At 54.6% G+C, this 12,137-nt stretch carries 10 protein-coding genes; 2 read left to right on the top strand and 8 right to left on the bottom strand.

Annotation, left to right across the window (positions count from 1 at the left end; translation table 11 throughout):
* Nucleotides 1-254: 254 nt before the first annotated feature.
* From PGRAT_RS09125 to PGRAT_RS09110, 4 genes are all read right to left on the bottom strand, one after another.
* On the bottom strand, nucleotides 255-1,418 hold the full coding sequence (locus tag PGRAT_RS09125; RefSeq protein WP_025704396.1) for an iron-containing alcohol dehydrogenase: 1,164 nt from the start codon (nucleotides 1,416-1,418) through the stop codon (nucleotides 255-257).
* Between the two features lie 262 nt (nucleotides 1,419-1,680).
* Complete coding sequence (locus tag PGRAT_RS09120) at nucleotides 1,681-3,261, bottom strand: UDP-glucose--hexose-1-phosphate uridylyltransferase (protein ID WP_025704397.1); 1,581 nt, start codon at nucleotides 3,259-3,261, stop codon at nucleotides 1,681-1,683.
* Nucleotides 3,262-3,325: 64 nt separating this feature from the next.
* On the bottom strand, nucleotides 3,326-4,312 hold the full coding sequence (gene galE / locus PGRAT_RS09115; protein ID WP_025704398.1) for a UDP-glucose 4-epimerase GalE: 987 nt from the start codon (nucleotides 4,310-4,312) through the stop codon (nucleotides 3,326-3,328).
* Between the two features lies 1 nt (nucleotide 4,313).
* Nucleotides 4,314-5,492, bottom strand: a complete 1,179-nt coding sequence (locus tag PGRAT_RS09110) for a galactokinase (protein ID WP_025704399.1) — start codon at nucleotides 5,490-5,492, stop codon at nucleotides 4,314-4,316.
* Between the two features lie 234 nt (nucleotides 5,493-5,726).
* On the opposite strand from PGRAT_RS09110, the gene PGRAT_RS09105 reads away from it, so the two are divergent.
* Nucleotides 5,727-6,584: an AraC family transcriptional regulator gene (locus tag PGRAT_RS09105; RefSeq protein WP_042266438.1), complete on the top strand. Its 858-nt coding sequence runs from the start codon at nucleotides 5,727-5,729 to the stop codon at nucleotides 6,582-6,584.
* 605 nt (nucleotides 6,585-7,189) lie between these two features.
* Here PGRAT_RS09105 and mgrA read toward each other — a convergent pair.
* The 4 genes from mgrA to PGRAT_RS09085 all read right to left on the bottom strand — a co-directional run bounded on the left by mgrA (nucleotide 7,190) and on the right by PGRAT_RS09085 (nucleotide 10,645).
* Nucleotides 7,190-8,191 (bottom strand): L-glyceraldehyde 3-phosphate reductase, encoded by a 1,002-nt coding sequence (gene mgrA / locus PGRAT_RS09100; protein ID WP_025708528.1) that lies wholly within the window; start codon nucleotides 8,189-8,191, stop codon nucleotides 7,190-7,192.
* Nucleotides 8,192-8,328: 137 nt separating this feature from the next.
* Entirely contained in the window at nucleotides 8,329-9,066 is a 738-nt protein-coding gene (locus PGRAT_RS09095; protein WP_020426879.1) for an NAD-dependent protein deacylase, read from the bottom strand.
* Between the two features lie 32 nt (nucleotides 9,067-9,098).
* A complete protein-coding gene (locus PGRAT_RS09090) occupies nucleotides 9,099-9,872 on the bottom strand; it encodes an HAD family hydrolase (protein WP_025708529.1) in 774 nt (257 codons plus the stop codon).
* A 32-nt stretch (nucleotides 9,873-9,904) separates the two neighbouring features.
* Nucleotides 9,905-10,645 (bottom strand): alpha/beta hydrolase, encoded by a 741-nt coding sequence (locus PGRAT_RS09085; protein ID WP_025708530.1) that lies wholly within the window; start codon nucleotides 10,643-10,645, stop codon nucleotides 9,905-9,907.
* A 206-nt stretch (nucleotides 10,646-10,851) separates the two neighbouring features.
* Between PGRAT_RS09085 and PGRAT_RS09080 the strand changes: the two genes are divergently transcribed.
* Entirely contained in the window at nucleotides 10,852-11,892 is a 1,041-nt protein-coding gene (locus tag PGRAT_RS09080) for an acyltransferase family protein (RefSeq protein WP_025708531.1), read from the top strand.
* Nucleotides 11,893-12,137 lie beyond the last annotated feature (245 nt).

The raw sequence follows: 12,137 nt of genomic DNA, 5'->3' as shown, positions 1-12,137 counted from the left end.
AACCTAATGAGCTGAAAATCGGGCTGCAACAGGCTTTAGTTGGATTTGGTATACCTAATTCAAGCTGTTTCATCCCATTCGGCCGTTTATGGACAGAATCGTGGTACTTTTTCCCACTAAAAACGCCCCGGGTGACAGTTGAGCCGAAATAGTGGTACTTTTTCCCACATAGGCTGCTCCATAAAAAAAGCCGCCCCAAAAGGGGCAGCTTATTCTTCTTATCCACTGAAGCGGCAGCAGGCTGCCGGGTGCTGTTACAATGCCATTGTATAAATTTCCACAACGTCTTCACGCTGCAGCTTGCGGAAATTGCCGAATGGTCCAAAGCGGACAGCTTTGTCAGCCATGCTGCCGATTTCACTGCTGTCGATATCATAGTCGCCCAGCGATTTTGGCGCACCGATGGAATCCCAGAAGCGGCGCAGCGCTTCAATGCCCTCAAGACCAACCTCTTCATCGGATCTGCCGGCAGCATCAATGCCGAATACGTTCACAGCCAGCTGGCGGAAACGGGCAGGATTCGTGCTGAGGTTGTATTTCATCCAGTGCGGGAAGAGAATTGCCAGCCCGCCGCCGTGCGGAATATCGTAAACCGCCGATACGGCATGCTCAATATTGTGGGTGGCCCAGTCACCGGCAAAGCCCATGCTGACCATGCCGTTGAGCGCCATTGTACCGCAGTACATGATCGTTTCACGCAGCTCGTAGTTGTTCAGGTCTTCAATCAGCTTCGGCGCTGTTTCAATCACCGTGCGCAGCAGCGTCTCACAGAACCCGTCCTGGACCGGAGTATTGCCGTCGGTATGGAAATAATGCTCCAGCACGTGGGACATAATATCTACCATTCCGTACACGGTCTGGTCACGCGGAAGCGAGAAAGTATTCTCCGGATCAAGGATCGAAAAGACCGGGAAGGCATGAACACTGCCCCAGCCCATTTTTTCTTTGGTGACTTCATTGGTAATTACGGAGCCGTTGTTCATTTCAGAACCTGTAGCCGCCATAGTCAGCACTGTCCCCAGCGGCAAAGCTCCCTGCGGAGCTGCCTTGCGCTCTACGAAGTCCCACATGTCTCCGTCATATTTCGCACCAACCGCAACCGCCTTGGCGCAGTCCAGCACACTCCCGCCGCCTACGGCGAGAATCAGTTCAATGCCATTCTCACGGCACAGGGCTACCCCTCTATGTACGGTGGACAGGCGCGGATTCGGTTCTACGCCGGACAATTCTGTAACCACAGCACCGATGGCCTTCAGCTCTTTAATTACATTATCATACAGACCGCTGCGCTTGATGCTGCCGCCGCCGTACATAAGCAGTACATTTGTGCCGTATTTCGGCACTTCAGTCTGAAGCGCGCTTAGGGTACCTTGTCCAAAAATCAACTTGGTAGGATTATAAAATTCAAACTTGCGCATAAGGAAGAACCCTCCATTATTTCTGGAATGTGATGCAATAATTTATTATAGACCTCTCGCCCGCAGCATTCAAATCAGCTCATCTAAACAGCAGCTGAGCAAAAAGAAACGCAAAAGAATGTCCCCGCACCGTAATGGCCGGGGACATTTCATAAGGTAACACTATACGATTGCAAAAGGTGTACGGACTTTAGCGGTAGCCGCGGATTTCCACCGTTAACTGCGCAGTAATCAGTCCACCGGAAGCCATCCGGATGTCAGCTCAGCGGAAGCCCAGGCTGTGGGCAAAACGGCGGAAAGCCGCCTGGCCTTCCGGTGTCCGCTTGTAGACACCGGCATGCTCCAGAATATGGGTGAACTTGATGCCGGCCTCATTCTGTACGGCCCTGACTGCTTCTTCACGCTCCATAGCTGTGCCAAAGCGTCCTGCCAGCTCCTGAATCCAGGAAGCATGCTGGGCCAGCGCGTGATCTGCCTGGGACTGTACGGCTTCCAGCAGTGCCGTGTCTCCGGCGAGAATACCGGCGATGGCATCCAGCTCATCCTTCAGGCGTCCCGGCAGAATGGCCAAGCCCATCACTTCAATCAGGCCGATATTTTCTTTCTTGATATGGTGCATCTCCCGGTGCGGGTGGAAAATCCCTTCGGGATGCTCCCCGCTGGTCCGGTTGTTACGCAGCACCAGATCCATTTCGAATCCTCCGTCTTCCGACCGGCGTACGATAGGAGTTACGGTATTATGCCGCGTCTGCTCCCCGTCCACCTCACTTGCGGCCAGGACTTCGGCTTCAGGATCACTGTAGACTTTCCAGGCTTCATAGATTTCATTGCCGCATTCCAGCAGCACTGCCGGGTCTGCACCACTCAGACGCAGCACCGACATTGGCCACTTCACGATGCTGAGGCTGACGCCCGGGTAAGCATCGTGGGTGAAGGTCACTTCCTTCGGCGCTTTCTGGATCGGGAAGGTGTGGCGCCCGCCCTGGAAATGGTCATGGGTCAGAATCGAGCCGCCAACGATTGGCAGATCGGCATTGGAGCCAATGAAGTAATGCGGAAAAGTCTCCACAAAGCTCAACAGGCGCTTCAGCGAATCCTTCGTCAGCTTCATCGGCACATGATCGTGGTGGAACACAATGCAGTGCTCATTGTAGTAGACGTAAGGAGAATACTGGAGAAACCAATTCTCATTGTTCAGCTTCAACGGAATGACACGCAGATTCTGCCGCGGCGGGTGATTGAGCCTTCCGGCATAACCTACATTCTCGCGGCAGAGCAGGCATTTCGGATACACGGGCGGCGGAAGCAGCCGGGCCATGGCGATTTCCTTCGGATTTTTCTCCGGCTTGGACAGATTGATCGTCATCTCAATATCGCCGTACGGAGAATCCTGCAGCCAGAACACATTTTTGGAGATACGATCCATACGGATATAATTGGAATCAATGCTCAGCTTATAAAAGCGGTCGGTTGCCGCCTCAATGCCCTTCTCCGCGGAAAGCCTGTAGAACTCGGCATTGACCTCGGAAGGCCGGGCCATGAGAAGGCCCATGATTCTGGCATCCAGCAGGTCGCGGTACGTATCTGTATTCTCGGGAATCAGACCGGTTGCAAAGCCGTAGTCAATCAGAACATCCAGCGGAGCCTGCGGGCTCTCAAGCGGAGTCTCTGTGAATTCTGCAGCATACGGCTCGCTGAAGCCGAACTGGTCCAGCAGCTCATTGCGGCTGTAATCGATATCTGCAGGCTGAATCAGCTCCCAGTGGCTGGCAAACAGCACCAGCTGTTCGATCGCATGCAGCGCCTTCTGTGCGGCGGGAGCGGCATTCTTTTCGTTGTCCATTTCATTACTCCTTCATCTGCTGTGCTTACCCTAATGGTGTAGATATTCGCTCCGTCCCGGATATCTATTCCCCATAGCCCTGCGGATTGGCCGAATGCCAATTCCAGGCGCTTTGGATAATGCCTTCGACATCGGCGTGCTGCGGATTCCAGCCAAGGACAGACCGGGCTTTATCCGAGGAAGCGACCAGAACAGCCGGATCTCCCGCACGGCGTTCCTGAATCACTACCGGAATATCCAGACCGGTTACCTTCTTCGCCGTTTCTATGACCTGCTTGACGGAGAAGCCCAGCCCGTTGCCCAGGTTGAAAATGTTGCTGGCACTGCCGCTGCGCAGGTAGTTTACTGCCCGCACATGGGCATCCGCCAAATCGCTGACATGGATATAGTCGCGCACACAGGTGCCGTCTTCTGTCGGGTAATCGTCACCGAAAACCGCAATGCTCTCGCGCTGCTTCAGCGCGGTCTGCAGCACCAGCGGAATCAGATGGCTCTCCGGTCGGTGGTCTTCTCCGATTTTGCCGCTTCTATGAGCACCTGCGGCGTTGAAGTAGCGCAGCGCCACATATTTGATGCCCAGCACCTTGTCGAACCAGGCCATCATCCGTTCCATGGTCAGCTTGGTTTCACCGTACACATTGGCCGGCTCTGTGCGGTCGGTTTCCTCAATCGGCACCTTCTCCGGTTCGCCGTAGGTTGCGGCTGTGGAGGAGAAGACAATTTTGTCCACACCGGCCTGCTGCATGGCTTCCAATAGGCATTGAGTGCCATAGACGTTGTTGTCGTAGTATTTGACCGGGTCCTTCATGCTCTCGCCAACCAGTGAGCTTGCGGCAAAGTGGATGACAGCGTCGATTTTATTTTCTGAAAAAAGCTTATTGAGCGTTACCTTGTCACGCAGATCCCCCTCATACAGCCTGCCGCCCAGCAGCGCCTCGCGGTGTCCTGTCAGCAGATTGTCGATCACCACCACCTCTTCGCCCCGCTCCAGCAGCTCCGCTACGGTATGGGAACCGATATACCCTGCTCCACCTGTTACTAGAATCGCCATCTTACTCCACTCCCTTCAGTTCTTCTACTCCATTGCCAATCCCGCATACATAGAACTCGCCGATTAAACCGGTTCTGGTTCTGTAGGCTTCCCCTACTTCACGAATAAAGCGTTCCACGTCATTCTCATGCACCAGCGATACAGTACAGCCGCCGAACCCTGCGCCGGTCATACGGGAGCCGAGCGTGCCGGGAATTTTCTGTGCTTCTTCCACCATGACATCCAGTTCTTCACAGCTGACTTCATAGAGGTCGCGCAGCGAGATATGGGAATCATTCATATACAGGCCGAACTGCTTCAGGTCGTTCTGCTTCAGCACTTCCACAGAGTCGAGCACACGCTGGTTCTCTTCCACTACATGGCGGGCGCGGCGCTGTACAGCTTCGTCAGTGATTTTGTCCTTGTGGGCTTCAAATTGCTCAGGCGTAAGCTCTGCCAGGTAAGACAAGCCCGGAACCTCCTGCTTCAAAACCGCCAGGGCCTCCTCGCATTGGCTGCGGCGCTCATTGTATTTGGAGTCCACCAGACCTCTCTTCTTATTCGTGTTGCTGATTACCAGCTTGTAAGAGCCTGTCACAAAAGGAATCAGGCTGTACTCCAGCGTGTCGCACATCAGCAGGATGGCCTGGTCGCGCTTGCCGTTGGCCACGGCGAACTGGTCCATTATCCCGGAGTTTACGCCCACGTACTGGTTCTCTGCACGCTGCGACAGCAAAGCGATTTCCACAGTATCCGTATCTCCGCCGAGCAGCGTCAGGAAGGCGAAGCCGGTGACCACTTCGATGGAAGCCGAAGAGGACAAGCCCGAGCCGTTCGGAATCTCGCCATGGAACAGAAGATCAAAGCCTGCAGAGACCGGAAGATCTTTTTTGGCCAGTTCCACCATCACCCCTACCGGATAGTCCACCCATTCCCCGGTTTTGGCTTTGCCGATTTCACTGTAGTCAATAGAAGCTTCATATGGAAAATTCGTCGATGCGAACTGAACCTTGCCGTCGCTGCGCGGCCGCACGATCAGTGTAGTTCCGAAATCCAGCGCTGCCGGAAACACGTATCCTCCGTTGTAATCCAAATGCTCTCCGATGAGATTCACCCGCCCCGGAGCATAGAATACACGTGCCTCTTCTGTGCTTTCTCCGTATTTCCCGATAAATTTGCCCTTCAGATCCTGTACGCTCATTAATGCCACTCCATCCTTTCGCTGCTTCTCGCTTGAACTTTGGAAATCATATTGTTCGTTTATGCTTACATTATAATAAAATCAGACTTGCCCTGATAATGCAATCATGTGCGTAATGTATGGACAAATGTGACTTTCCGGAAAAGAAGGGATATAATCAGGAGCAGGTTCCTTCAGCACATTCACCTGTCTGCACGGTTATAGCAGCACTAACTGGGGAAAGGCGGCATCAGCATGGAACATACTTATTCCGTAGGATCAAATCCCGTGGTTTATGACCGGCAGCATTTGCATGTGCTTTTTGCCGGCGAGAGCCAGACTCTGCCGCTGCATCAGGCCGGTCCCAAGATCTACGATTACTACCTCATGCACTTCATTGAATCCGGCTCCGGAACCTTCCGCACCGAAGAGCGGAAGTACGAGCTTGGGCCGGGTGACTGCTTCCTGATTCATCCCGGACAGCTGGTCAGCTATGTCTCGGACCAGGGGCAGCCCTGGCGCTACCGCTGGGCGGCCTTCACCGGCACGGACGCGGACGCGCTCGTGCTGCAGACCGGCTTCACTCCGCAGAAGCCGGTTCTGTCCACCGCCGAAGGCAGCGTCTTCCCCGGCGCCCTGGCCGGGATGATGCGTGCCTTCTATACGGGCAAGGAGAGCGCCCATCTCACCTCGCTGGGCTATCTCTATCTGCTCGTCGGCGAAGCAGCCGAGCTGCTTCTCGCCTCTTCCCGGCTGCCCGGCGCGGAATCCCAGGTTAAGCGCACCGTGAAGCAAATGATCCACTACATGTCGGCACAGTACGCCCATCCCGTCTCCATTGAGCAGATGTGCGCCAGCCTTGGCTACAACCGCGCTTATCTGTCACGCATCTTCAAGCAGGAAACGGGCCTGTCGCCCGTGACTTACCTGCTGAAGCTGCGTATCGAGAAATCCCGGCTGCTGCTGCGGGAGCGCCCGGAGCTGTCCGTCGAGCAGGTAGCGGCATCCGTCGGGCTGACGGATGCCCTGTACTTCTCCCGGCAGTTCAAACGCTTCTGCGCGCAATCCCCCACCGCTTACCGTATTGCTACGGCAAGGCATGGGGAGAAGTAAACTTCCGCCCTGGGAGCCGGCAAACGGCCGGGGCTGGTGGGGCTGGCGGGTGGACGGGCTGGTGGGGCTGGCGGCTGGTGGACGGAGCTGGTGGCAGAGTGTTAAGTGGAAAAAGTAAAACTAATTCGCCGGAAATCTGACGGAAACGGGTTTTAGTGGGATTTTGTACACTTAATTCAAGCTGTTTCATCCCATCCGGACGTTTATGACCGGATTAGTGATACTTTTTCCCACTAAAAGTGCCCCAGGGGCCAGTTAGGCCGGATTAGTGATACTTTTTCCACTAAAATACGTCATAGAGACTAAAAGTCCTGGATTACATGTACCTTTGTCCTATTCAGTAACAACCTTCTAAGATAAACTGGCCTATGGACAATGCTTTTGCACAGGAAATTGTGATAACAGGCCAACACTGGACCTATTCTTAGCCTTCCGCATCTTCCTTCTCTCCTATAAAGCCATAGCGATGTGAACAGTTCATGCCAATGCCAATGCTTCATATGACCGGACTCTAGCCGGACGTCTGTACAAAAAGCCCGTTTCCGGATCATCAGGAAGCGGGCTTTCAGGTGTGAGGCTGTTTATACCGGACAGCTTATTCGGAACTACTCGCTGTCCGTCTTCAGGATCGTCTCGATCCGGTCGAGCTCCTCCTGCGAGAACTCGCCGTGGGATAATGCGGCGATATTCTCTTCAATTTGGCTGACCCGGCTGGCACCGATCAGCGCAGAGGTAATCCGGCCGCCGCGCAGAGTCCAGAGCAGCGCAAACTGCGCCAGCGACAGGCCGCGGGAGACGGCAAGCTGATTGAGCGCGTGAATTTTGCGCAGCACATCGGGGGTAATCCGGCTTTCGTTCAGAAAAGCGGACGGGCCCGCCGCGCGGGAATCCTCCGGAATCCCGTTCAGATATTTGCTGGTCAACAGGCCCTGCGCCAGCGGGGTGAAGGCGATGCTTCCGATGCCGTGCTCCTCGAGCACATCCTGCAGCCCGCCTTCGATCCAGCGGTCCAGCATGGAATACCGCGGCTGATGGATCAGCAGCGGCGTGCCGAGGCTGGTCAGAATACGGACAGCCTCCACGGTCTGCTCCGCCGTATAATTGGACAGCCCGACATACAGCGCCTTGCCGGAACGGACCGCTGTATCCAGAGCACCCATTGTTTCTTCCAGCGGCGTCTCCGGGTCAGGCCGGTGCGAATAAAAAATATCCACATAATCCAGCCCCAGCCGCTTCAGGCTCTGGTCGAGGCTCGCGAGCATGTATTTACGTGAACCCCAGTCCCCATAGGGGCCGGGCCACATATAATACCCTGCCTTGGTTGAAATAATCATCTCATCACGGTAGGGAGCCAGGTCACGGGCAAGCACCTTGCCGAACATTTCCTCCGCCGACCCGGCAGGCGGCCCATAGTTATTGGCAAGATCAAAATGGGTAATCCCGAGGTCGAACGAGCGGGTGATCATCTCCCGGCCATTTTCATAGGTATTAATGCCGCCAAAATTATGCCAAAGTCCCAGGGAAATTGCCGGAAGCTTGAGGCCGGATCTGCCCGTGCGGTTGTAACGCATTCCTTCATACCGTTCATCGCTAGCCACATATACCATTCTTCATCCCTGCCTCTCGTTTCGCTAATAGACACGCTACCCTATTTTAAACCGCTGAAGGTGAATGTAATCTCCTGAGAACCAGGCAGTCGATAAAATATACTTCCTTTCTTCTCCCGGCATGGCTGCCGGCCGCCTTACAGCAGTTCCTGGATCTTCCCCATCACAGCTCCGATCCGGTCTGTAATAATCAGATCGGCCTGATGATCATACGGAGTCGGATCGCCGTTCAGCAGCACCGTGTGCCGGCCCCGGAAATAAGTAATCAGGCTGGCTGCCGGCTGCACCGTAAGCGAAGTCCCTCCGATAATGAGCAGATCCGCAGCTGCAATGGCCGCGACCGATTCAACAAGAACATCATGATCCAGCTCCTCTTCATAGAGCACCACATCCGGCTTGATGATCCCCCCGCATTCCGGGCAGCGCGGAACTCCGGCCTCGGAGGCAAGCACCTGGTCCAGCCCGTAATAACGCGAGCAATCCATACAATGGTTGCGGTGAATCGAGCCATGCAGTTCCAGCACGCGCCGGCTCCCGGCGAGCTGATGCAGGCCGTCGATGTTTTGCGTAATGACCGCTTTGAGCTTGCCGTCACGCTCCAGCTGGGCAAGAAGCTGATGCGCCCCGTTCGGCTTCGCTTCCGGGTGAATCATTTTGCTGCGGTAAAAGTCAAAAAAAATGTCCGGGGAGGACATAAAAAAGCTGCGGCTCAGCATTACCTCAGGCGGATAAGGAGAATTGTGCTGTGTCTGATACAGCCCTGCCGCTGAGCGGAAATCCGGGATTCCGCTTTCTGTGGATGTTCCCGCCCCTCCAAAAAAAACAATGCTGCCGCTGTCCTTAATCCAGGAAACCAGTGTCTGCAATGGGTCCATAAGCCTGCACGCATCCTTTCCATATATAATATTCAGATTGTGAGACGAAGCTGATGATAGCCGGAAATGACAGTGTCCGCCTCCAGCAGGTGAGCCGTGCTCCCGGATGGCGATATGCCAATGGACAGGCGCAGGCCCGCACCTTTGCCCAGCTGCATATCGGCATTACTGTCGCCGATAATCACAGTCTCCTCCGGGTCAAGGCCCAGCTCCCGGCAGGCGGTCTCCGCCATTTCTGGTGCGGGCTTGCCGTGGGTGACACGGTCTCTTGTAACCACCGTGTCAAAATAACCGGCAATCCCCATCCATTCCAGCTGCTCGCTGGTGGTCACCGCCCCATCGGAAGTAACGACGCCAAGCTTCAATGAAGCTGCGGCACACTGCTGGAGAAACGGCAGCAGCTCCGGCAGGGGATGTGCCTTCCGTTGGCGGCGCAGCTCGTTCATCGCTTCCTTGCCGATGGCCGTTACCCGGGCAAGCGCTTCGTTCCAGGCAATTCCCGCTGTATACAGCTGCCAGGCCAGAATGCCATTGGTCTCCTCCGCGGTAGCCATGGACAGCGGCCCGGCAGGATCATAGCCGATCACCCGCCCGGCGCCGTCATGCACCGTGCCCAGCACCTTGGCAAGGCCCGGGCCGGAGCCAGAGCTGTCTTTTCCGATTAACGCCAACTGGTTCTCCAGCCCCCTCAGCATCAGATCAGCCCAGGTTCCCCAGGTCTCAAGCAGATCAAGCAAGGTGCCGTCCTTGTCGAACAAAATGCCCTTGCAGGGTATGGCCAGATCATTTACATACAGTACAGCCATTGTTCAGCTCCTCTCCTAAGGTACAGGGCAGCTTAACGCAGATTGCCCATCCAATCCAGCATCGCCCGCGCGGTGAGGGCCTGCTGCTCCTCCTCGGAAATCGCAGCTCTCCCGTCGCCCTTCTGCTCGCCATAACTTCCGTACTGGGCATGATTCCCGCCTTTGACCGAATAATATACCGTGTTGCCGGGCAGATAGGAACGCCCTTCATTATATTTTTCCTGGTCAACCACATGGTCCTCTGTACCCAATATTGACAGAACAGACAGCGTAGTATCCTTCAGACTGCCCTTCTCATCCGGGTAGGAGGCCAGATAATATACCCCTTTCAACTGGTCCGCATGCTCCGCCGCATAACGTGAAGCCATAACCCCGCCCAGCGAATGGCCGCCCAGCACAAAAGACAGCTTCGGATGCACACGGATAATCTCTCCGGCCGCATCGCTTTTGATGACTGCGAGGTTCAGCGGCATTTTGGCGATATAGAACGGGTGTCCGGCAGCGGCGATTTTTTTGGCCAGAGGAGCATAAGCCTCCGCTGCAACCAGCGCCCCCGGGTAAAAGATTACGGCCGCTCCAAGAGTGACCGAAGGCTCAAATGAAATCCAGTTATCATTTTGTTCCACCCGGACGCCACCTGCGGAGACCAGTGCACTCTCAGCCCTTTCCTCCGGCGCATAAGGTGTTAAATATCTCCATAGAAAAAAACCTGCCGCAATCAGAACGGCAAAAATCCCCAGAAGAACACGGCGTTTCGTTAATTTTTTCCCCAATAGTGCTCACTCCCGATGACTGCATACAGAAAATTATAGAGGAATCAATGCATTCAAACAACCTTCAACACATCGCCACAATTATCCGCTATGACAGCGCTTACCAAACTGGCTTTTGTGATGTAATTCACAATTGTTTTTCCGAAAATCTAGTATTTTAAAATTAAAGTAATTTGCTTAGCGCAACCCTATTGGAGGTAAAAGTCATGGTAGGTAACAGCTCACTTACAGCACGCGGAGAAACTTTTTTTCTTAACCTGCGCTTTATGCTTATAGTCACCGTTTTTGCCGGCAATGCCATTGAACCTCTGATTCGCTCCCTGAGCGGAATGCACAGCCTGTATTTGTGGATTTTCAGTTTTCATATGCCGCTGTTCGTGCTGGTTACAGGCTATTTTGCCGGAAAAAGCCTCACCGGAGCCGCCGGACGCAAGGTGCTGCTGCAAATCGGACTCCAATACCTTATTTTTCAGACTCTGTACTCTGCGCTGGACGTATCCGTCTTCCATGCAGACAATATCCATCATTCCTTTTTCGCGCCTTATCTGCTGCTGTGGTTCCTGGCCAGTCATGCCTGCTGGCGCCTCTTGATGCTGGGCATGGGCAGATGGAGCACAACCGCACAAATTATTTTTGCCGTTTCGGCCGGTGTTGCTGTCGGTTATTTGCAGCTTGACGGTGTCTGGTTCAGCATCAGCCGTACTTTTGTCTATCTGCCGTTTTTCGTGGTCGGCTATCATTTCTCCTTCGAGGCTTTTGCCCGGATCTACAATAAATATGTCAAAACCGCTGCCGCTGCCGCATCGGTCCTGCTGCTCCTCCTGCTGAGCACGTTCGGTTCGGAGCTTCCGCTGGGCTGGCTGTACGGCAGCATGACCTACATGCAGCTTGACGCGCCTGAATGGTATGCAGGTGTGTACCGGCTGGGAATGTACGGGCTGCAGCTTGCCGCTTCCCTCGCTTTTCTGGGGTGGGTCCCTTACCGGCTGAGCCGGATGACCGACTGGGGCCGCCGCACACTGTATGTCTTCCTGCTGCACGGATTTGCGGTTCGCTTGGCTGCCGTGTCCGGGATTTACGCTTATCTGGGCAATGCTGCCGGGGCGGCGCTTGTGCTGCTCTGCGCTGTATCCTTTACAGTGCTGCTGGCCCAGCCCGCAGTCAAACGATTGCTGCATCCCCTGGTCGAGCCTTCTGTGGACTGGATGATTTCCCTGCAGCGCGCGGCCCTGCGGCGTTCCCTGTAACATAATTCCAAATCAGCCTATCCCCTCCGGGATGGGCTTTTTCCGCGTCCGGCAAGGGAATCTTCTAATGACAAACTTCACATTGCCCGGTAGAAAAAAGAGGTCTTTTGTGATAGACTCACTATTAACGTTCGTATTATATCCGCTTATATTTTATAGAAACGGCTTCGACCGCCTTCTGTTTTCTGCAAGAAGCTGGACCCCGTTCTTTCTATAAACCGCAGATACGCAGCTTTTGGGATTGC

This window comes from Paenibacillus graminis, assembly GCF_000758705.1.
Taxonomy (GTDB): Bacteria; Bacillota; Bacilli; order Paenibacillales; family Paenibacillaceae; genus Paenibacillus_AQ; species Paenibacillus_AQ graminis.
Note: the sequence above shows the minus strand (reverse complement) of the source record. Positions and strands in the feature narration are given on the sequence as shown.